Source organism: Candidatus Roseilinea sp. NK_OTU-006 (genome assembly GCF_012931985.1).
In the GTDB taxonomy this organism is placed as follows: domain Bacteria; phylum Chloroflexota; class Anaerolineae; order J036; family Brachytrichaceae; genus JAAFGM01.
The window spans coordinates 1-20225 of the sequence record NZ_JAAFGM010000004.1 but is presented as its reverse complement, the minus strand read 5'-3'; the positions used below and the strand labels follow the sequence as shown (position 1 = coordinate 20225).

The following is a 20225-nucleotide window of genomic DNA, read 5'->3' as shown; positions in this document are numbered from 1 at the left end:
GCCAGCGCCGCCGGCGCGTCCGGGTCTCTTCCCACGGCCAATCTGCTTTCAGCCAGAAGCCAGGCAGCGTTGCGGAACGATAGACACCGTCCATGGCCGGCGCTTGCTGATAGCGCCCTCGGCATTGCGCGCAAGGATATCGGCGCGTTTGCGGTGGGGGCGTGGGTCAATTACCCAGTACTCGGGGATGCCGGCCGCTTCGTATTCGTCGAACTTCTCCACACGGTCGCGGCTCACGCTGTCGTCCGAGACCACTTCGATCACCAGGTCGGCGGGGCCGTCCAGGAACGCCTCTCCGGCGTTTGCCAGCCGTGCGTTGGACACGAAGAATGCATCGGGTTCGCGCGCGTTGCCACCTGGGAGGCGCATGGCGTGAGGCCCAGTGAAGAGCTTGCCGAGCTGATGAATCTGCACCAACTAGCCGATAAGCTGGACGAGGAAATCGGATGACGCGCTGGTGCGTGCTTGTCGCTGGCATGTATGGAGCCGCCTCACCGTTCGGTCAATCCCCCTTCGGGGTTCCAAGCTAGGAACTCGTCGAATGACATGCGCCGCCGCCGGACGATGCCGTCCGAGCAAGTTGTAGTGGGTGGCGCAACCGACTCGACCGCTTTCATGCAGACCCGTTGTAGACAAACTATAGACAAACGCTGCCGCGGGCAGCGATGCGCATATTTCGGTCTCTCCGCGAACCGATTCATACGAATCGCTCGATCTGTGCGCGTGCCTTCAGGCCGGCCATCCACTCCGCCAGCGCGACGGTCTGCAGATGGACGGTGTCGGCTTCGGTCAAGCTGCGCACCTCGCGCTCGGTCACTCGGATGATGTGATAGCCGATCGGGCTTTTGACGATGTCGCTGGTCTCGCCCGGCTGCAGGTTGAATGCGGCGTCTTCCACCTCCGGCCACAACACAGCCCCGGTGTGGCGCGCGAACCATCCCAAGTCGCCGCCGTCCGCGCGCGTGCTCTCGTCCAGCGAAAGCGACTGCGCCAGGGCGGTGAACTTGGCGCCGTTTTGCAGCCGCGTCAGCACCTGGCGCGCCTCACGCTCGGTCGCCACGACGATGTGGTAGGCGTGGACATACTCCGCCGTGCGGGGCATCGTCGCCAGCACGTGATCGCGCACGGCGTTGACTAATAACTCGCGGCGCAGGAGTGTGCGGATGTCGGCTTCGGTCTGGCGGATGGTGGCTAACCAGGCTTGAAATTTCGCTTCCCCGCCGGCGCGCGCTTTAGCGATGGCCAATTCATCGGCCACCTGCTGATCGCTCACCTGGATGCCGATGCGCGCGGCCTCTTGTTCGATCAGCGTATATTCAATGAGCGCCTCGAGGGCGGCATCTTTGAACTGCAGCGCCGACCGTTGGCCGTGTTCGCCCTGGGGGGCAGGCGTGTCGGGCAGCGCTGCCATATAGCGCGCCAGCTCGGCTTGGTATTCAGCCAGCGTGATGGGCTGGCCGTTCACGCGCGCTGCGAGTGGATTGGGCGTGGGCGTCGGCGTAGGTTGGGGCGTCGGCGAGGCGGTCGCTTGCGGGGCCACCGTGACGCCGAAGATCACCGGGGTGATCACCAGTTGTCCATTGACCGGGTCGCCGGCGCACGCCGTGAGCAGCGTCGCTAACGCCGCGAGGACGATCTGTTTGCTCATGACACCGCTTCCACTTCGTCCCAGTTCTTGCCCGCAGCGATGTCGGCGCGCAACGGCACGCTCAGCCGATAGGCCGACTCCATCTCGCGTTTGATCAGAGCGCATAGTGGGGCAAGCTCGTTGGGGGGGCAGTCGAACACCAGCTCGTCGTGCACCTGCAGCGTCATGCGCGCCTGGTAGCCGCCCTCGCGCAGCTTGCGATGTACGTTGATCATGGCGATCTTCATGATGTCTGCCGCCGAGCCTTGCACTGGATGGTTGATCGCTTCACGTTCGGCCCGCCGGCGCACCGGCTCCGGGGAGGTGCGCGAGGTCAACTCCGGGAAGTAGCGCCGCCGGCCCAGCACCGTCTCGACATAGCCCCGCTCGGCGGCGTGGCGCTTGGTCGCTTCCAGCCAATCGCGCACGCGCGGGAAGCGCGCGAAGTAGCGGTTGATGAACTCCTGCGCTTCGGCCTGGGTCATGCCGGTGTTGGCGGCCAGGGCGAAGGCGCCCATGCCGTAGGCGATGCCGAAGTTGATGCGTTTGGCGTTGCTGCGCTGCATCGGCGTCACGTCGCGCAGCGGCACGTCGTAGATCGCGGCGGCCGTCGTGGCGTGGATGTCTTCGTTGTTGGCGAACGCCTCCTTCAGTGTCGGGTCGTCGGCCAGATGGGCGAGGATGCGCAGCTCGACCTGCGAATAGTCGGCGCTGATCAGCCGCCAGCCCTTGCGCGGGATGAACGCCTTGCGCACGCGCCGGCCCATCTCCGTCTTGGCCGGGATGTTTTGCAGGTTGGGATTCGACGAGGATAGCCGGCCGGTCACCGCGCCGGTTTGGTTGAAGTCGGTGTGCAGTCGCCCGGTCTTCGGGTTGATCAACTTCGGCAGCGCGTTGACATACGTGCCTTGCAGCTTGCTCAGCTCGCGGTGCTCCAGGATGAGCGGGACGATCTCGTGCTGATCGCGCAGGCCGTCCAGCACGTCGGCGGCGGTGGAGAAGCCGCCGGCTTCGGTCTTGCGCAGGCCCTGGGTGGGCAGGCCGAGCTTGCCGAACAACACGTCGCTGAGCTGTTTGGTGGAGTTGATGTTGAACACTATACCGGCGACGTTGTAGATGCGCTTCTCCAGGTCGCGCAGGCGCTCGGTGATCTCGCCAGAAAGCTCGCCGAGGTATTTCACGTCGAGCGCGACGCCGGCCATCTCCATGTCCACCAGCACCGGGATCAGCGGCCCCTCGACCTCATAGAACAACCGCTCCTGATTGCGCTCGCGCAGCATCGGCTCGAGCACGTCGCGCAGGCGATAGGTCGCGTCGGCGTCGGCAGCGGCGTAGGCCGCCACGTGCTCGATCGGCACTTCGCGCATGGTGATTTGCCTCTTGCCGCGCCCGATCAACTCGCCGATCTCCGTCATCTGCCAGCCGAAATAGTTGAAGGCCATTTGCTTCAACCCCAGCGCACGCCCGCCGGGATCGCATAGGAACTGGGCGATCATCGTGTCGAAGACCGGCTTGTCAAGCGTCACTCCCACTCCGCGCAGCACCTCCAGGTCGAATTTGGCGTTGTGGGCGATGAGTTCGACCTCGCGGCGCTGCAGCGCAAGGACGACCGGCTCGAACTTGGGCGAAGTCGGATCGAGATGCCAGGGGGGCGCCTTGTCGCCATCCACCGATGCCGTATGGGCTACGCAGGGCAGATACCAGCCTTCGCCCTCTCTCACGCAGAATGATAGGCCGATCAGCTCGCCGCGCAGCGGATCGGCGTCGGTGGTTTCGGTGTCGAAGGCGATGCGCCGGGCGTCGTTGAGCGCGGCGAGCAACGCTTTGTATGCGCCGTCGCTGTCCACCAGGCGCGCGCGCGTGGGCGTGCGCGGCACGAAGTGCGTCGGCGGCTGTTCGGCGCTCGCGTCGAACATGCTCAGTTGCGCGGGCGCAGCGTCATCGCCGGCGTCTGCAACCTCCGCAGCGGCTGGCGCCTGTGGGATGCGCTTGATCAGGCTCTCGAAGCGTAGCTCGCGGAACAGGCTGAGCACGCGCTGGTAATCGAATTGCGCGGCGCAGGCGTCCCAGTTCACATCGAGCGGCAGGTCGGTGCGAATGGCCGCCAGTTGGCGGCTCAGATAGGCGGCGTCGCGGCCGGCTTCCAACGCTCCCCGCACGCGCTTGGGCGCGATCGCGTCCAGGTGCGCGTAGATGCCGTCGAGCGTGCCGTATTGTTGTAGGAGCGCCTGAGCCGTCTTCTCGCCGATGCCGCGCACGCCGGGGATGTTGTCCGAGGCGTCGCCCACCAGCGCCTTGTAGTCAATCAACTGGTCCGGTCGCACGCCGTAGGTGGATTCGACCAGCGCTTCGTCATAGAGGATGGTGTCCTCGAAGCGCTGACGGGAGGTGAGCACTTTCACCGCCGGCGAGACCAGTTGCAGCGCGTCGCGGTCGCCGGTGACGATCATCACCTCCATGCCCTCGCCGGCAGCGCGCCGGGCGAGTGTGCCGAGCACGTCATCGGCCTCGAACCCCTCGGCGGTGAAGATAGGGATGTCGAACGTCTTCAGCAAATGTTGAATGCGCGTGACTTGCTCCTCCAGCGTCTCGGGCGACTTTTGGCGGGTGCTCTTATATTCGGGGTAGATGGCGTCGCGGAAAGTCGCGCCGACGTCGAATGCCGCAGCGATGTAGTCCGGCTGTTGCTCGTTCCACACCCGCAGCAGCATGTTGGCGAAGGTGTAGACCACGCCGGTGAATTCCTTCTCGCCGCGTTCGTTGGTGATCGAGAGCTGGGCCAAGCCGGTGTCGGGCCGGTTGGGCGGATAGACCACGAAGAACGCGCGATACGCAAGCGAATGGCCGTCAAGCAGGAGCAGCCTCGGCTTTCTGCCGTTGGCATGTGCCATAGCGCTATTGTAAGTTGGCCCGCGCCTACTCCTTGGCCACAATGGGCATAAACCTTGTCACAAACGTCATCGCCGCGTCCAGTTGGATGCGCGACTGGGTGTTCGGCCCGAACGGAATCGGTTTGCCTGTCGTTTGCAACCGCGTCAGGATCTGTCCGACGTCTTCTGTCGGGTAGCGCTGGCGCATCGCGGCCCACGCGCCGGCCACGTGCGGCGCGGCCATAGATGTGCCGCTCTTGGTGACGTAGCTGTTTACCGGCGATGCGGATTGAATGAATACGCCCGGCGCGAACAGGCTCATATAGCTCGCGCGGTTGGAGAAGTTGGGGATGGTATCGCTGTTCGTCGTCGCGCCAACGCTGATCGAGTTCGAGACGCATGCCGGCCTGCTCAGGCCGTTCGAGTAGCCGTTGTTGCCGGCGGCGATCACCGTCGCGATGTTGATTGTGCGCAGGTTGGCCACGGCGGTGAAATAGGGGCTGGAGTCGCACGGTGTGGCGTTGTATGAGCTGTCGCCCAGGCTCATGTTCACTGCTGCAATTGTGTGGCTGGGCGCCAGCGTGGTTTGCACATACTGAAGCGCGGCCAGGATGTCCTCGTCAAAGGCCCCCAAACAGGGAGCGGCCCCGCCGCAGGCTGTGGCTGTGGTGAACTTTGAGAAGACCTGGATAGCAATGAGACCGGCATCCGGCGCGACGCCGTTGTAACCTGGGCCGCCGCTGTAATCCTTGCCAACGGCGATGCCGGCGACATGCGTGCCGTGGTCGCAGCCGGGAACCCCGCTGCAGTTTGTGCCTGCGCCAGGCCCGGTTTGGCCGGGTGTGCCGGATATGCCGGTGGATTGCCCGTTCGGGCACAGCGTTGTTGACCCCCACAAGATGTCTGTGCGTGAGAAGCAGGCCTCGGCGACGGTCTTGCCGGCCAAGAACGGGTGCGATGTCTGGACGCCGGTATCCAGGACGGCGACGACGTAACCGCTACCCGTGTAGCCCAGGTTGTGCGCAGCGTTGGCGCTGATGACCTGATTCGATAGCGCATCTGTGGGGCGCTTGAGCGTGCTCTCCGCGACGGCCAGCACGTCCGGGGAAGACAGCAGGGTCTCCAACGCGACAGGATCCACCGTTACGCCGAGGAACGGATAAGCCTCGAACGTCGCATTCACGGTGTAGTTTCCGCCAGCCAGGCGCGATAGCACGCGCGCCGTCGCCGCACGGATAGCCGCGCGTTGTGCGGCGGTTGCCTCTGCGCCGGCGAGTTGGCGCTCGGGCCGGTAATTGACGTTCAGCGTGGCGATGACGCGCAGCCGGCCGCGCTGTACGGCTTGCGCGCGCAGCAGCGCCGAGTGATCTTTGGCGTCGCCCTGGGCTGTCGAGGATGAAAGCCCGGATAGGATCAGCGCAGCAGCAGCCAGCAACCCCAAAAGGGCTGCGAAGCGTCCTCGTCGTTGTGGCGGTGTCTCCGGGGCTGGCATATGTGGCGTTGCTTGCCATTGTAGCCTGTAGCCGATCCGCAGGTTAAACCCGGCGCGCCTAAAATCGGGGCCATGACTCAGGATCACCTTCCGGCACGTCAACTGCTGCTTTGCTCCTGGCTGGTCACCTCGGCGGGTGAGCCGCCTAAACCCGATCATGCTGTGCTCGTCGAGGGCGACCGCATCGCCGGCATCGGCGCAATTGCGGCGATGCGCGCTCAACACCCCGACGCCGAAGTGACCGACCTGCGCGGTTGCGCCATCTCGCCCGGCTTCGTGGACGCGCATCGGCACTGCTACGGTGTGTTGGCACATGGCATCCCCACCGAGCATGCGCCGGCGGACTTCTGGGCTTTCTTGAACGAGTTTTGGTGGGGCAAGATCGAAGATCGCCTCGACCACGACATGCTCCGCGCAGCCATGGATCTGTCGTGCTACGACATGATCCGCAGCGGCATTACCACGTTCTTCGACTGCCTGGAGGCGCCCAACGCCATCCCCGGCGGCTTGTTCGTCCAGGCCGAGGTCGTCGCGCGCTGGGGGCTGCGCGGCGTGCTGTGCTTCGAGGCCACCCAGCGGGTGAGCGAGGAGAACGGCGAGTTGGGCTTGCGCGAGAACGTCGAGTTCATCCGGGCGTGTCGCGCTGAGTATGGGCTGAGCGGCGGTTCAGGCGCCGGGGTTCGCGCGCCGCGCCTGATCAGCGGCGCGATGTGCCATCACACCACCTTCACGTGCAGCGACAACTTCATCCGCAAGGCGCATGGGTTGGCGAAGGAACTCGGCGTGCTGTTGCATTTCCACTGCTCAGAGGGGACGTATGAGCCGGAGCAAGCGTTGAAGAAGTGGGGCCGGCGCACGATCGAGCACTACGACGACCTGGGCATCCTCGACGAGACCACGCTGGCGTCGCAGTGCGTTCAGCTCTCGTCGGATGAGGTGCGCATCGTCGGCGAACGCGGCATCCGCGTGACGACGATGCCGCTGAGCAACTGCGAAGTGGGCGGCGGCATCGCGCCGGTGCCGGAGATGCGCCGAGCCGGGGCCATCGTCGGCTTGGGCACCGATGGCTATGTCGCTAACTTCTTCGCATCGTTGCGCGGCGCGTTCCTGATTCATAAGGCGCGGCTGCTGGACCCCGGCGCGATGCCCGCGCGCGAAGTGTGGCAGATGGCCACCCGCGATGGCGCACGCGCGCTGGCGATGGACGATGCCATTGGGTCGCTTGCCGTGGGCAAACAGGCCGACCTGATCGCGATTGACCTCGATTTGCCGACGCCGATCACCGCGCATAATTTGCTCGACCAACTGATCCTGTGGCGCGATGCGGTGGACGTACACAGTGTGATGGTGGCTGGCCGATGGTTGAAGCGCAACTACGTCGTGCTCAACGCGGATCCGGAAGCGCTAATTGCTCGGACGCGCGAGGCCGCTGACCGGTTGTGGCATCGGTGATGCAGTGGCGAGCTAGAACGGCGCATGCGCGGGTGTGGCGACCGATGAACCTGGCCGGCTATGGCGCAGCAGCCATCGGGGGGCCACCCCGATCGCTTCAGGCGCAACACTCATCGAGAGCGATACAAGCCGATTGTTTTGCCTGTGTGAGTGAAGCGCGATAGGCCGCACCCCCTCCACGTGTTGATGCGATGAACCATGTTTCGTCTGCGCTTGCGCAAATGTCGGAATTAAGTAGCATGGTGGATGGCTGCTGCCGGCGCGCGTCGGCTCGAAGCAGCGCAGAGACGCATGTCCCCCAAATACACACTTGGCGTTGACTTCGGCGCCCTATCCGGCAGAGCTGTGCTCGTGCGCGTCAGCGGCGGCGCCGAGATCGCGAGCGCAGTCAGCGCGTATGCCAATGGCGTCATTGACGAGCGTTTGCCCGAAAGCGGCGTCCGACTCGAACCGGATTGGGCGTTGCAAGATCCCAAAGATGAAGTATTCATGCCCAATCCAGTGCATCGGCCGATCTACGATCAGCTCTACAGCGAATATGTCCGGCTGCACGATTACTTCGGCCGGGATACGAACAGCACGATCAAGATACTCAAGCGGATCAAATTGGCCAGCCAGGGTCGTTGAGTGATCGGCCTTTCGCCATCGTTCATCGGTCAGCCACCACCATGCGCAAAATTGCACTTCAGCTCTACACCGTTCGAGAGACGCTCAAGAAGGACTTTGTCGGCACGCTCGCGCAAGTGGCCCGGATAGGCTACACGGGCGTGGAACTTGCGGGCGACATGGGCGGCCATAGCGCCAGAGAACTCAGGCGGATTCTGGATGACCTGGGCATCCGGATGATCAGCGGACATGTCGGCATGGATGCGCTGGGGGGTGGGCTTGAGAAGCTGCTGGAAGACTACGCGATGCTTGGGGCGGGCTACGTTGGCGTGGCGTGGATGCCGGAATCGTATCGCAGTGAGACAGGCTGGCTGCGCGCCGGCAGGCTGATGGAGCAGGCCGCGTTGCAGGCACAGAAGCACGACTTGGTCTTTCACTACCACAACCACGCCTTCGAGTTCGAACGCCTGCCCAACGGCAAGTATGCCTTCGACCAGCTCTTCGACAACACCGATCCGGCGTTGCTCAAGTCCCAGCTCGATGTCTATTGGGTGAAGAAAGGCGGCGAGGATCCCGTCGCCTACATCAAGAAGCTGAGCGGCCGCGTGCCCCTGATCCACCTCAAAGACATGAGCGCTGACCCATCGCACACGTTTGAGATCGTCGGCGAGGGCATCCTCGACTTCGACGCTGTTTTCGCGGCCGGCGATGCCAGCGGCGTGGATTGGTACATCGTTGAGCAAGATAAGTGCCCCAAGGGTGAGCTGGAAAGCGCGCGCCGGAGCTATCAGAACATCGTCGCGCGGGGATGGCTGGGGTAAGCGAGCGCACGGGTCGAGCAGCCGGTTACAATCGCACGGATGAACGAGACGGCCCCCATTCCCGATGCGGCGGAAGCGGCGGCGTTGCCGGCGCAATCCAAAGGCGGCGCCAGCCGCGCCCTGCTGCGCGAGATTGCCGAGACAGTGGCGCTCTTCGTCGTCGTGTTTACCGTCGCGCGGTTCGCCATCGGCAACTACTCGATCCTCGGACAGAGCATGGAACCGAATTACCATGAAGATCAACGGTTGTTGGTGGATAAGATCTCACCGCAACTGTTCGGCTACAACCGAGGCGACGTCGTTGTCGTGCATTCGCCGATTCAAGACATTGAACTGATCAAGCGTCTGATCGGCAAGCCCGGTGATGTGATTGAGCTGCGCGATAACCGCGTGTATGTGAACGGTGAGCCGCTTGATGAGCCGTATCTTCCGCCCGGCGCCTACTCCGGCCCAATGCACGGCAGCGCCCGATGGGTGCTGGGCCCTGATGAATACTTCATCATGGGCGATAACCGCAGCTTCAGCCAAGATTCGCGCGCGTTCGGTCCCGTGACGGCGGATAAGATCGTTGGCCGCGCCCTGCTGCTCTACTGGCCACTGAGCGATCTGCACATTGTGCAGCATTACACTTACAAGTCGGCCGGCCCCCGATGACCTTCGCTTGGCCATGAAGCTCGACTCGCTGCAGCGGCAAGTTCACGCGCTCCATCTGGAGTTGCCCAAATACAACCTGGCGGTGTGGACGATGGGCAACGTGAGTGCGCGCGCCCCCGAGACCGGCTGGGTGGTCATCAAGCCCAGCGGCGGGCGCTACCAGGACTTGCGCCCGGACAACCTGGTAATCGTGGACCTGTACGGCAACGTGGTCGAGGGCGACTTGGCTTACTCCGGCGACACACGAACCCATTTGTATATTTACCGCCACCGCCCGGATGTGAGCGGCGTGTGTCATACCCACAGCAGGTTCGCCGCGACCGCTTTCGCTGCCGTCGGCCGGCCGATCCCTTGTTTGCTTACCGGCATGTCCGGCGAGTTCGGCGGCGAAATTCCGCTCGGCGGATTTGCGCTCATCGGTGGCGAGGCGATCGGCCGGGAGGTGCTGCGCGTGATTGGGGATAGCAAGGCGGTGGTCGTGCAGAACCACGGGGTGTTCACCATCGGCAAGACCGCCGAGGCTGCCGTTAAAGCTGCGGTGATGGTTGAAGATGCCGCGCGCACGTCGTTCTATGCGTTGCAGCTCGGTGCGCCCATCCCCATCGCCCCGGACGACATTGCGAAGTTGCACGACCGTTACAGCAACGTATATGGCCAACGCGCTTGAGCCATGCTACAGCCGGTGCAGATTCAACTGTTCGTCCTGGCTTCGCTCGCACTGTTGGTGGCGCCTGGCCCGGCCGTGCTCTACATCGTCGCCCGCAGCGTGAGCCAAGGCCGGCTGGCCGGCATGGTATCGGCAGCCGGCGTGCAAGTGGGCGCTTTGGTGCACATCGTCGCAGCGGCGCTGGGTCTCTCGGCGGTGCTGCTCTCTTCCGCGTTGGCTTTCAACGCGGTGAAGTACCTCGGCGCAGCCTATCTCATCTATCTCGGTGCGCGCCAATGGCGGACGCGCGAACCGGCAACCGGCGCGCCGGCCACACCCCGGGAGTCGTTGCAGCGCGTCTTCGCGCAGGGCGTCGTCGTCAACGCGTTGAACCCGAAGACCGCGCTGTTCTTTTTTGCCTTCCTGCCGCAGTTCGTTGATCCCGCGCAGGGCGATGTGGCGGCGCAGGTGCTGCTGCTGGGCCTGCTGTTCGTTGCGCTGGCCATGGTGAACGACGGGGCCTATGCCCTGCTGGCCGGATCGCTGGGGAATTGGCTGCGCGGCAACCGGCGTTTTTGGCGCGGTCAGCGCATCTTCGCCGGCGCGGTGTGTGTCGGCTTGGGCGTGATGACGGCCCTCTCCGGCTCGCGCAGCCCCTGAGCGCTGAGCCGCTATGGGCTGGGCGCCGTCTCCGATTCTTGGAGGCCGTCGCCCGTCCTTTAGCCCGGCATCGGCCTCCCGTTGCCTCGGCGGTGCACCATGATGATCTCGGCCATGATGCTGACCGCGATTTCTTCCGGCGTCTCGGCGTTCAGCTCTAGGCCGATGGGCGCCCGCACGCGCTGGAGCATCGCGTCGCTCACGCCGCGCTCGCGCAGCGCTTCGGCGGCCGTCATCCAGCGCCGCCGGCTGCCGATGACGCCGATATACGCGACTGGCGAATCGAGCAGGGTGGGCAGGGCGTCCACGTCAATCGGGTAGCCGCGCGTGACGAGTGCGACATAGGTCCGGGCGGTGAGGGGCACTTCGGCCAACCGCGTGCTCAGCAGGCCGGGAAGATAGACATCCGCGCCGGGGCATTGTTCGGGCGTGCATAGCTCGGCGCGGTCGTCGCTGACGATCACGCGAAAGCCGCACCACTTGGCTAGGTGCGTCAGCGCGCGCCCGACATGGCCTGCGCCGACGATGAGCAAGGTGGGGGCCGGCAAGAGTGGCTCGATGAACAGCTCGACAGTGCCGCCGCACACGCCGGGGTCTCCTTTGGCCAGGTCGGCCAGTGAATAACCCGCGACGCGCGCCTGACCATCGGCGATGGCGCGTTGCGCCAGTTGGATGGCGCGGTTCTCCATCTCGCCGCCGCCGATGGTGCCGCCCAGGATCGCGCCGTCGGCGGCGATGAGCATCTTCGCGCCCGCGTGGCGCGGCACGCTGCCGCTGGTGCGGATGACGGTGACGAGCGCGCAGGGTTCGCCGCGCTCGACACATTGCGAGGCAAGGCCGAGGATGTTCATTGCGCTCATGTTAATCGCTGCTGATTTTCTCGACGCGCATCTCGATCTTCCGGCTGGGGCGCAGTGTGACGAGCGGACGAATGCCCACCTCGCCGGGGGTGACGTTGACCAGGCGCGCGTGTTGCGCGAACGTGCTCACGACAATTTGTCCTTCCATGAGCGCGAATTGGCCGCCGATGCACGCGCGCGGGCCGATGCCGAACGGGATATAGCCGGCCCGCGGCAGCGCCTGCTCGTTCTCCAGGGCAAAGCGCTCGGGGTTGAATCGTTCGGGCTCTGGAAAGATGGCCGGGTTGCGATGCACGCTATACGGCGAGATCATCACCCATGCGCCGGCCGGGATGATGTAATTGCCTAACCGCACGTCGCGGATCGCCTCGCGCCCGATGGTGAAGCCGCCCGGATAGAGCCGCATCGCCTCTTTGTACACGCGCAGGGCGTAGGGCCGTTGGAAGGGGGCGCTGTTCTGCGTGTCGCCGGCTGCACATGCCTCGCGGGCTTCGCGCTCCAGGCGGGCTTGCACCTCTGGGAGGCGCGCCACCAGGTAGAACAACCACGTCAGCACGGTGGCCACCGTCTCATGTCCGGCCACGAACATGGTGATGACCTCATCGCGCACTTCATCGTCGGTGAGCGATTCGCGGTCTTCCGTCTGCGCTGCAAGCAGCATGTCCAGAAAATCGTCGCCGCGCGGTGCTGGTTGTGCGCGCCGGGCGCGGATCAAGCTGCGCACGGTGGCATCCACGCGCGCAATGGCCGCTAACGCCTCACGGTTGCGGCGCGCGATCGAGCGGACGAGCGGCAGCGTCACCCGGCCCGAGAGGCCGTTCACGTAGTCCAGGGCGCAGTCAACATCGCGGCTGAATCCATCCGCAATCTCGTTCACGTCGCGGGTGAAGAGCGCGCGACCGACGATGGTGAGGGTCAGCCGCTTCATCTCGCGCTCCAGGTCAATCACCTGGCCATCCTGCCAACTGGCGATCGTCTCACGCGCTGCCTGCGCCGCCACTTCCTGGTAAGCCAGGATGCGTTGTCGGTGAAAGGCCGGCGCGACCAACCGGCGGTGCCTGGCCCACGTGGTGCCATCGCTGACCAGCAGACCATCGCCCGTGAAGACGCTCAGGGTCTTCACCGCCGGCATTTTGCGGAAGGCGCTGGCCTGCTCGACGAGGATGGTATGTACCCACTCCGGCCGGTTCACGCAGATGATGTGCACCGGTCCGGCTTTGAATTGACCGATGTCTCCAGCGGCGCAGCTCAGCCTGAGGAGGAAGGCGCTGGGATTCTTGAATGCTTCGAGCAGACTCGACAGGCTGCGAAATGTGCCCAGAGTTGGGATCTTGTGATCTGCCACAACAACGACTCACTTTCCACTTGTCAACCAACCCGATGAGGAAGACGACCCGGCCTATGTTGGCCCGCGCGCGTCATCGGCGATGGACAGAACGGCGCGGCGCACCAGCACATGCGCCATCTCCTTGCGGTATGCCGCGCTGCCCAGCCAGTCGCCTGGTGGGTTGAGCATCTGCATCTGCGCGTCGAGTTCGCTTTCGAGCCAGTCGGACACATGCTTCTTCTCCAGGCCGAACTCGAGTCGGCTGAGGCGAATCGGCGTCGGGGCGACGCCGCCGACGGCGATGCGGACATTGCCGGCGATGCCATCCTTCATGGCAAACGATGCGGCAGCGCACACGATGGGATAGTCCTTCGGTGTGCGTGCCACGCGCCGGTAGGCGCTGCGCGTGTCGGGCGTGGGGATCGGCATGCGAACCTCGGTGATGAGCACGCCTTCCGCCAGCACTTGCCGGCGGTAGGCCAGGAAGCCGGCGAGCGGGATCACCTTCCAGAAGTCGTCCGGTTCTTGCGCGTCCTTGGATCGGTCGCGGGCGCCGGCCACCACCACCTCGGCGTCGCAGGCCAGCAGCGCCGTCACCAACGGTGAGGCGGCGTCGGCCGTCACAATGGCGCCGGCGATTGTGGCGCGGTTGCGAATGTTCAGGCCGGACATCGCCTGCGCCGTCTCGCCGATGATGCGCAGCGCGCTGCGGGCGTTTAGGCCAAGCAGCTCGCTCTCCACGAGCGCCTGGTGCGTCACGGCAGCGCCGATGCGCAGCAGGTTGCCCTCGACCACGATGCGGTTCAGGCCTAAGTGGGCGATGTCTACCACGGCTTCCACGTCGCGCGGCGCTTCGCCTACCAGCCAAGTGCCGCCGGCCAACACGACCGTGCGCGGCTCCTTCCGCTTGAGCAGCTCGACCGCCTCCGTTAACCCCTGCGGCCGGTGATACTCCTTCAGATTCAGCATAACCATGCTGTGTAATTTATCATCCTTCATCCATCGCTGCGGATGATCGGTCAGACTTTGCCTTCATAGACCATCACGCCGATGCCATGTGGCCCGATGATGTGGCCGACGGTTGCGCCGCACGACTTCACCGGAATTTCCTTCATCCTGGTGAAATGCGTTTGGAGCGCTTCGATCAGCGCCCGGGTGCGGTCGTTCGGTTGTGGCGAAAGCTGCAGCACGGCGAGTTGCGCTCGGTCATCGAACTCGGTCACGAATTCGAGCACCTTTTCGATGGCGCGTTCTGCCGTGCGAACTTTTTCTACGGCGACGAGGTCGCCATCTTCCATAGATAGGCAGGGGATGACGCCCAACATGGCGCCGAGGATAGCCTGCGCTGGCCGCAGGCGCTTGCTGTGTTCCAGGTAGTCCATGTCGTCCGAGATGAAAATGCCGTAGATCTGCTGCATGAGGCCGCGCAGATGTTTGACGATCGCCTCGCCGGCCTCGCCGGCCTCGGCCAGCTTCACGGCTGCCCGTGTGAGTTCATTTAATCCCAGCGCCATGCTGCGCGAGTCCACGATGTGGATTGTGCAACGCCCCCGATAGGCTTCGCGCGCCTTCAGCGCGTTCTGCACCGTCTCGCTGAGTGCTGACGACACATGGATCGAGATGACCTCTGCGCGCTTGTCGGCCAATGCAGCGTATACGCGGTCGAAGTCCTCGATGCGAGGTGCGCGCACGGCGAATGGGGACTTCGAGCGGATCGCTTGCTGCGCCAAATCGGTGTCGCTCAGGTCCAGGTCCTCGCGATACGTTTGCCCGTTCAGCACGACGTAGTGTGGGAGCACAATCACGTCGTGCGCCTTGGCCCAATCTAGCGGCAATCGTGCGGCGCTATCGGTGACGACGCGGATCGGCGGGGTGCGACAGAGGGTCATGCGTCATTCGATGCTGACGATGAAGTAATAGTGCGGCTGGCCTCCGGCGACGAGTTCGACCTGGTGGGATGGATAAGTTTGGCGCACCGCCTCGGCGATCGGCGTCGCTTCCGCTTCGGTCAGCCCGTTGCCATAGAACAGCGTGATGAGTTCGCGCTCGCGGGCGTTGGCTTTCTCGAGCAGCGCCAGCAGGGTGGCCGGGATGCCATCGTCGGCCACGGCGAGCTGGTCGTCAATCAAGCCGATGACCTGACCGGCGCGCACGCGCACGCCGTTGATGGTCGCGTCGCGGGTCGAGACGGTGATCTCGCCGGTCGTGACGCGCTGCGCGGCTTCGCGCATGGCGGCGGCGTTTTCTTCCGCGCTGGCATCGGGGTTGAAGGCGATGGCTGCGGCGATGCCCTGCGCCACCGTGCGCGTGGCCACGATGCAAGCCGGCGTCTCGCTGATCTCCGCTGCTTGTTCCGCCGTCATGATGACGTTGCCGTTGTTGGGCAGCAGGATGACGCTGCGCGCGTTGGCTTTCGCGATTGCGTTCAGGAAGTCATCCACGCTTGGATTCATCGTCTGCCCACCCTCGACGACGACGCGCACGCCCACCTCTTTGAATGCGCGCGCCAGGCCGTCGCCGGAGGCGACGGCGACAATGGCCGTTGGGGCTGCGGGCAGGCTCTCTTCGGCTGGGCGAGCGGGCGGCGCCGTATGCGCGGTGAATGCTTCGGACTGCGCCTGCATATCCTCGACGACCACGTCGCGCAAGGAGCCAAGCCGTGCGCCGTAGCTGATGGGCACGCCGGGGTCGGGCACGTGCACGTGCACTTTGACGATGTGCTCATCGCCCATCACCAGCGGACATTCGCCCATCGCTTCGATGTCGGCGCGAATCTGGGCGACATCGAGCGCCTGGCCGCTGCGGGCGTAGATCAGGTATTGCACGTCGTAGCCCCAGCCGCCCTCGTGTTGCAAGTTGGCCTCGCTGCTCAGCCGGACGCTGCTGGCCGCGCGCGAGGCGTCTTCCACCGGTAAGCCGTTGACGAAGCGCCACATGCCTTCCAGGATGATAAACAAACCTTTGCCACCGGAATCAACCACGCCGGCTTGTTTAAGAATGGGCAACAGCTCGGGTGTTTTCTGGACGGAAAGATCGGCTTCAAATACGATTTTTTCCAGCCATTCCATTGATAGAGGTTTACCTTTAAAGGATTCAATGGCTGTGGCGATATCTTTCGCAACTGTTAAAATTGTGCCTTCGACGGGGCGGACGACACCTTTATAAGCCGTGTTTTTGGCTTCTACCAATGCCTTGATGAGAATTTCACCGTCCACTTCCTCAAAAGTGTCCAAAGCACGAGCAAAACCTCTCCACAATTGAGATAAGATCACACCGGAATTACCTCTTGCCCCCATTAGAGCACCTTGGGCAATGGCGTGAGCAACCTTTCCCACATTTCTTTCATCGGAATGCAGGATTTCATTATAAGCAGCCTGCATTGTCAAAAGCATATTTGTGCCCGTATCACCATCCGGCACAGGAAACACATTTAAGGAATTAACCAGTTGTTGATTGGCTTTCAACCAGAGCGTGCCGGCCTCTACCAGTCTTTTAAGCCCAATTCCATCCAGTTTCCCTGCCTGGGCAATTTCCTTTGCCTGAGGCAGGGTTGTTCGATTCATATCATCAATCATAGTGCTCCAAACCAATTCATTAGATTTTCTAATCCGTGTCGCTGATTCGCAAGCCGCGCACGTGAACATTGACTTCTTTCACGGGTAACTCGAGCCATTTCTCGATTTGATAGCGCACATTCTCCGCGACGCTAGAAGTTACCATTTTAATCCGAGTTCCGTATTCGACAATAATATAAAGGTCAATTACAATGCCATCTTCTTTGAACTCGACCTCAACGCCCTTGGAAGGATCTTTGACGATTTTATTGGCAAGATCCTCTGCCAGGTTCTTTGCAGCTAATCCCACAACACCATATGATTCAATTGCAGCCATGTGGGCAATGGATGCGATGGCGCGGTGTGATACGAAAATATTGCCTAGCGGATTTGTTTCGCTCATTATGACAATCCCTCTTTTATAAAACAATTCGTATTGAAAAAAGATGCGCTGTGTGGTAAAATACCAACTTGCGTCCGGTCATTATGCGGCTGGAAGAGAGTTTTGTTGCTGGAAAGGATTTGATGATCATGGCTAAATGCGAACGATGCGGAAAAACAACAACTTTTGGTCATAACCGAAGTTTCTCCATGCGTGCCACAAACCGCTCCTATAAACCCAACCTGCAGCGGGTGATGGTGATGGAAAGCGGCCGGAAAGTTCGGCGTATATTATGTGCAAAATGCATTCGGACATTGGTTAAGACCAAGTAGTTCAATCCTTTCGAGAGATACGGTTTTATCAACCGTTTTCTTGAATTTGCGGCGAAAGCCGCATTTTTTTTTGTAATTCAGTTCGGAGTGAAATTACACCCTCTGCAATTCCCTGCGGATGCTTAAAGATTGCGGTGGCTGCAACGAAGCAATTAGCACCAGCTTGCGCAACGACGGAGATGTTTTGCGGGTTGATACCTCCGTCCACCTGAAGAATGGCCCTTAAATTTGTCTTTTCTATCATGTTCTTGATGGTGCTGATTTTTCCTAGCATTTGGGGTATAAAGGATTGCCCTGAAAATCCGGGGTTTACGGTCATGACCAAAACCAAGTCGGTGAAAGGTAAAATGGCTTCAACAGCTTGAGCGGGAGTTCCCGGATTCAGAACAATGCCTGCTTTGGCGCCAAGGGATTGAATGACTTGAAGGGTTCGATGGACATTAGAATTGCCTTCAATATGGATGCTGACCCAATTGGCACCGGCGTTAATGAAGGATTGGATGTGATTCTCCGGTTTTTCAATCATAAGATGGACATCAAGTGGGAGAGATGTAATTCTCCGGCAGGTTTCAACGATGAATGGACCCATGGTAATGTTGGGTACAAAATGGCCATCCATCACATCAATGTGAATCCAGTCAACGCCGGCGTCCTCCGCCTTGTGTATTTGATCCGCGAGGTTAGCAAAATCTGCTGAAAGAATTGAAGCTGACAGGTAAAACAAGTCAATAATCCCTTTCAAATGGGAGGATTGAAAGAAAACCAGATATACAACCACAAGGGGATCAAACCGCCAACCGCTAAAATGGCCAGCAAGGCAAGAAAGATTGTCAACCAATCAATGTTCAATGTGGTATCATCGCTCGCTTGGGAAGCTTGGGGAAGCGATGAAGAGGAAGCCGGTTGTACAGAAATTAATTGAGGTTGAGTATCTGCTTCGCTGGGGTTTTGGTAGGTTAGAATAGGGGCTTCTGGATTATTTTGTAAAAAGGTAGATAACACCCTGGCAAACTGATCGGCGGTGCGATAGCGAGCTGCCGGTTCTTTGGATAACACTTTCAGGATGATTTGCTCAAGGGTGGGTGGAATTTCAGGATTAAAGCGACGAGGAGGCGGTGGTAGTACTTCTCGGTGCATCCGGGCTAATTCAACGGGGTCGCTGCTTTGAAACGGCAGTCTTCCCGTCACCATTTCGTATAAAACCACTCCCAACGAATATACATCTGAAGCGGGTGAAGGAGGTTCACCCGCAGCCTGTTCAGGTGAGAAATACAATGGCGATCCCCAAACCACATCCGATTTTTCTTCGGGATGAATACTTGCCATGGCGCGGGCGATGCCAAAATCAGTTACCTTGATACGCTGATCAGGAGTGACGAGGATATTGTGGGGTTTGACATCACAATGGATTAGCCCTGCCCGATGCGCGTAGCCAATTCCGGCTGCGGCTTGAACAATGATGTTGACTGCTTCCTCAATCGGCAAACGGGTTCTTTCGCGCAAAATCGTTTTTAGATCTGTGCCCGGCAAATATTCCATGACGAGGAACAGACGATCGGAATCAAAGCCAAAGTCATGTACCGTTACGATGTTGGGATGGGAGAGGTTTGCCGCCGCTTTGGCTTCTAAGCGAAATCTTTCTCGGAAGGCTTCGTTTTTGGAATAGTCCTCGCGCAGGATTTTGATGGCAACTGGCCGTTCGAGCATGGTGTCACGGCCTAAATAGACAACTGCCATACCACCCGTTCCTATTGTTTGGAGCAGTTGGTAGCGGTTGCCTAAAACAGGTACAACAGTTTTCGAATCTTCCATAATCCTAGATAATATTGGCTGAATTATATCACACCACTTCGAAGTGGAATTTCTGGCGTGGCATCGGAGTTATAATCTAGATATTCTATCCGTGGAGAGTTATTCTTGAAAACATTGATCTCTTACCTCCAAAAACACCCCATTCACATATTATTATTGGCAATTCCAGTTAGCGTTATTTCTGAGATTTTTAACTGGAGAGCGATCTGGATTTTTGGTTTCTCCGCAATTGCTGTGATCCCTTTGGCATCTTTAATTGGGGAATCAACCGAGGCATTGGCCGCTTATACCGGCCCAAAAATTGGTGGATTACTCAATGCTACTTTGGGAAATGCTGCGGAATTAATCATTACCATCATGGCCATCCGTCAGGGGTTACTGGAGTTGGTTAAAGCTTCCATCACAGGGTCAATCATAGGAAATCTATTGCTGGTCATGGGTCTTTCTATGCTTCTTGGGGGACTAAAAAACGGTATTCAAAGGTTCGATCGTCAGCAATCTTCGAATCATGCTGTGATGCTGGTCGTTGTCATTATCGCATTAATTATTCCATCCTTTTTCAGCCATTCCATTGGTGTCGAAGGGAGTTGGGGGGTTGAACTGTTGAGTCTAGGGGTAGCAGGAGTAATGATTGCTTTGTATATGATTGGTTTAATTTATACCCTGAGAGTAGCCAAAAGCCCGATCGCAGTCGCTGCGGTTCAGTTAGAGAGCGAAGTCAGCCGGCTTTGGAAACCTTCGCGTGCCATTTCCATACTGGCATTATCCACCCTGGGGGTAGTGTTCATGAGCGAGTTTCTGGTTGGTTCAGTGGAAGAGGTGATAGTGTCGTTTGGTGTATCGGAATTCTTTTTAGGAGTGATTCTTATCCCACTCATCGGAAATATTGCAGAACATCTGGTATCGGTAACGGTGGCGGTTCGGAATAATATGGACCTTTCATTAGAAATTGCGGTATCATCCAGTTTACAAATTGCATTGTTTGTTGCTCCCTTACTGGTTTTTATCAGTTTATTGATTGGTAATCCTCTAACCTTAATTTTCAACCGATTTGAATTGCTTGCGTTGGGAGGCGGGGTTGTAATAGCCGCAATGGTAGCCTTTGACGGAGAGTCAAACTGGTTAGAAGG

General features: G+C 60.6%; 20 protein-coding genes and 1 pseudogene. 8 read left to right on the top strand and 13 right to left on the bottom strand.

Translation table 11 applies throughout. From position 1 onward, the window contains the following. Positions 1 to 48 precede the first annotated feature (48 nt). The 5 genes from GXH28_RS03645 to GXH28_RS03630 form a co-directional block, all read right to left on the bottom strand. Positions 49 to 414: a Uma2 family endonuclease gene (locus GXH28_RS03645; protein WP_320447905.1), complete on the bottom strand. Its 366-nt coding sequence runs from the start codon at positions 412 to 414 to the stop codon at positions 49 to 51. Between the two features lie 77 nt (positions 415 to 491). Continuing rightward, positions 492 to 617 carry a hypothetical protein gene (locus GXH28_RS16610; RefSeq protein ID WP_255464512.1) on the bottom strand — a complete coding sequence of 42 codons (126 nt, stop codon included), beginning with the start codon at positions 615 to 617 and terminating at the stop codon, positions 492 to 494. Between the two features lie 80 nt (positions 618 to 697). Then, complete coding sequence (locus GXH28_RS03640) at positions 698 to 1648, bottom strand: peptidylprolyl isomerase (RefSeq protein WP_169237662.1); 951 nt, start codon at positions 1646 to 1648, stop codon at positions 698 to 700. Further along, a complete protein-coding gene (gene polA / locus GXH28_RS03635) occupies positions 1645 to 4518 on the bottom strand; it encodes a DNA polymerase I (RefSeq protein WP_169237661.1) in 2874 nt (957 codons plus the stop codon). The genes GXH28_RS03640 and polA overlap by 4 nt, the downstream gene beginning before the upstream one ends. A 25-nt stretch (positions 4519 to 4543) precedes the next feature. Continuing rightward, a complete protein-coding gene (locus GXH28_RS03630) occupies positions 4544 to 5989 on the bottom strand; it encodes a S8 family peptidase (protein ID WP_169237660.1) in 1446 nt (481 codons plus the stop codon). 72 nt (positions 5990 to 6061) lie between these two features. On the opposite strand from GXH28_RS03630, the gene GXH28_RS03625 reads away from it, so the two are divergent. The 6 genes and pseudogenes from GXH28_RS03625 to GXH28_RS03600 all read left to right on the top strand — a co-directional run bounded on the left by GXH28_RS03625 (position 6062) and on the right by GXH28_RS03600 (position 10828). After that, entirely contained in the window at positions 6062 to 7441 is a 1380-nt protein-coding gene (locus GXH28_RS03625; protein ID WP_169237659.1) for an amidohydrolase family protein, read from the top strand. Positions 7442 to 7732: 291 nt separating this feature from the next. Beyond that, a pseudogene (locus GXH28_RS16175) lies at positions 7733 to 7921 on the top strand (ribulokinase); the annotation flags it as partial. 188 nt (positions 7922 to 8109) lie between these two features. Beyond that, positions 8110 to 8868 (top strand): sugar phosphate isomerase/epimerase family protein, encoded by a 759-nt coding sequence (locus tag GXH28_RS03615; protein WP_169237658.1) that lies wholly within the window; start codon positions 8110 to 8112, stop codon positions 8866 to 8868. Between the two features lie 39 nt (positions 8869 to 8907). After that, entirely contained in the window at positions 8908 to 9522 is a 615-nt protein-coding gene (gene lepB / locus GXH28_RS03610) for a signal peptidase I (RefSeq protein ID WP_169237657.1), read from the top strand. Between the two features lie 13 nt (positions 9523 to 9535). After that, the gene (locus GXH28_RS03605; RefSeq protein WP_169237656.1) at positions 9536 to 10189 is read left to right on the top strand and encodes an L-ribulose-5-phosphate 4-epimerase; all 654 of its coding nucleotides are present in this window, start codon (positions 9536 to 9538) and stop codon (positions 10187 to 10189) included. Positions 10190 to 10192: 3 nt separating this feature from the next. Then, entirely contained in the window at positions 10193 to 10828 is a 636-nt protein-coding gene (locus GXH28_RS03600; protein ID WP_169237655.1) for a LysE family translocator, read from the top strand. A gap of 59 nt (positions 10829 to 10887) precedes the next feature. Here the strand turns inward: GXH28_RS03600 and GXH28_RS03595 are convergent, their stop codons facing one another. Genes GXH28_RS03595 through GXH28_RS03570 form a run of 6 tightly spaced genes read right to left on the bottom strand, consistent with a single transcriptional unit; the run spans position 10888 to position 16972 of the window. Beyond that, on the bottom strand, positions 10888 to 11679 hold the full coding sequence (locus GXH28_RS03595; RefSeq protein ID WP_169237654.1) for an XdhC family protein: 792 nt from the start codon (positions 11677 to 11679) through the stop codon (positions 10888 to 10890). 10 nt (positions 11680 to 11689) lie between these two features. Continuing rightward, on the bottom strand, positions 11690 to 13033 hold the full coding sequence (locus GXH28_RS03590; protein ID WP_169237653.1) for a cytochrome P450: 1344 nt from the start codon (positions 13031 to 13033) through the stop codon (positions 11690 to 11692). A gap of 54 nt (positions 13034 to 13087) precedes the next feature. Next, positions 13088 to 13990 (bottom strand): FAD binding domain-containing protein, encoded by a 903-nt coding sequence (locus tag GXH28_RS03585; RefSeq protein WP_169237652.1) that lies wholly within the window; start codon positions 13988 to 13990, stop codon positions 13088 to 13090. Between the two features lie 44 nt (positions 13991 to 14034). Continuing rightward, entirely contained in the window at positions 14035 to 14904 is an 870-nt protein-coding gene (locus GXH28_RS03580) for a DegV family protein (RefSeq protein WP_169237651.1), read from the bottom strand. A 3-nt stretch (positions 14905 to 14907) separates the two neighbouring features. After that, positions 14908 to 16590: a DAK2 domain-containing protein gene (locus GXH28_RS03575; protein ID WP_169237650.1), complete on the bottom strand. Its 1683-nt coding sequence runs from the start codon at positions 16588 to 16590 to the stop codon at positions 14908 to 14910. A 28-nt stretch (positions 16591 to 16618) separates the two neighbouring features. Then, positions 16619 to 16972: an Asp23/Gls24 family envelope stress response protein gene (locus GXH28_RS03570; protein ID WP_169237649.1), complete on the bottom strand. Its 354-nt coding sequence runs from the start codon at positions 16970 to 16972 to the stop codon at positions 16619 to 16621. An 83-nt stretch (positions 16973 to 17055) separates the two neighbouring features. Here GXH28_RS03570 and rpmB point away from each other — a divergent pair, with 83 nt between their 5' ends. Then, positions 17056 to 17283: a 50S ribosomal protein L28 gene (gene rpmB, locus GXH28_RS03565; protein WP_320447913.1), complete on the top strand. Its 228-nt coding sequence runs from the start codon at positions 17056 to 17058 to the stop codon at positions 17281 to 17283. Positions 17284 to 17311: 28 nt separating this feature from the next. Here the strand turns inward: rpmB and rpe are convergent, their stop codons facing one another. Together rpe and GXH28_RS03555 are read right to left on the bottom strand one after the other, a co-directional pair. Beyond that, entirely contained in the window at positions 17312 to 18025 is a 714-nt protein-coding gene (gene rpe, locus GXH28_RS03560; RefSeq protein WP_240550159.1) for a ribulose-phosphate 3-epimerase, read from the bottom strand. Then, positions 18022 to 19095 carry a protein kinase domain-containing protein gene (locus GXH28_RS03555; protein WP_169237648.1) on the bottom strand — a complete coding sequence of 358 codons (1074 nt, stop codon included), beginning with the start codon at positions 19093 to 19095 and terminating at the stop codon, positions 18022 to 18024. The genes rpe and GXH28_RS03555 overlap by 4 nt, the downstream gene beginning before the upstream one ends. A 105-nt stretch (positions 19096 to 19200) precedes the next feature. On the opposite strand from GXH28_RS03555, the gene cax reads away from it, so the two are divergent. Further along, positions 19201 to 20225: calcium/proton exchanger (cax, locus tag GXH28_RS03550; protein ID WP_169237647.1), on the top strand; the 1025-nt coding region annotated here is incomplete at its 3' end.

Bases quoted from the DNA above. Each gene is read 5' to 3' on its own strand.
- lepB (WP_169237657.1), top strand. From the start codon at position 8,908: ATGAACGAGACGGCCCCCATTCCCGATGCGGCGGAAGCGGCGGCGTTG.
- GXH28_RS03625 (WP_169237659.1), top strand. From the start codon at position 6,062: ATGACTCAGGATCACCTTCCGGCACGTCAACTGCTGCTTTGCTCCTGG.
- GXH28_RS03595 (WP_169237654.1), bottom strand. From the start codon at position 11,679: ATGAACATCCTCGGCCTTGCCTCGCAATGTGTCGAGCGCGGCGAACCC.
- GXH28_RS03615 (WP_169237658.1), top strand. From the start codon at position 8,110: ATGCGCAAAATTGCACTTCAGCTCTACACCGTTCGAGAGACGCTCAAG.
- GXH28_RS03640 (WP_169237662.1), bottom strand. From the start codon at position 1,648: ATGAGCAAACAGATCGTCCTCGCGGCGTTAGCGACGCTGCTCACGGCG.
- GXH28_RS03555 (WP_169237648.1), bottom strand. From the start codon at position 19,095: ATGGAAGATTCGAAAACTGTTGTACCTGTTTTAGGCAACCGCTACCAA.
- GXH28_RS03585 (WP_169237652.1), bottom strand. From the start codon at position 13,990: ATGGTTATGCTGAATCTGAAGGAGTATCACCGGCCGCAGGGGTTAACG.
- GXH28_RS03600 (WP_169237655.1), top strand. From the start codon at position 10,193: ATGCTACAGCCGGTGCAGATTCAACTGTTCGTCCTGGCTTCGCTCGCA.
- GXH28_RS03605 (WP_169237656.1), top strand. From the start codon at position 9,536: ATGAAGCTCGACTCGCTGCAGCGGCAAGTTCACGCGCTCCATCTGGAG.
- polA (WP_169237661.1), bottom strand. From the start codon at position 4,518: ATGGCACATGCCAACGGCAGAAAGCCGAGGCTGCTCCTGCTTGACGGC.
- GXH28_RS03570 (WP_169237649.1), bottom strand. From the start codon at position 16,972: ATGAGCGAAACAAATCCGCTAGGCAATATTTTCGTATCACACCGCGCC.
- rpmB (WP_320447913.1), top strand. From the start codon at position 17,056: ATGCGGCTGGAAGAGAGTTTTGTTGCTGGAAAGGATTTGATGATCATG.
- GXH28_RS03580 (WP_169237651.1), bottom strand. From the start codon at position 14,904: ATGACCCTCTGTCGCACCCCGCCGATCCGCGTCGTCACCGATAGCGCC.
- GXH28_RS16610 (WP_255464512.1), bottom strand. From the start codon at position 617: ATGAAAGCGGTCGAGTCGGTTGCGCCACCCACTACAACTTGCTCGGAC.
- GXH28_RS03630 (WP_169237660.1), bottom strand. From the start codon at position 5,989: ATGCCAGCCCCGGAGACACCGCCACAACGACGAGGACGCTTCGCAGCC.
- GXH28_RS03575 (WP_169237650.1), bottom strand. From the start codon at position 16,590: ATGATTGATGATATGAATCGAACAACCCTGCCTCAGGCAAAGGAAATT.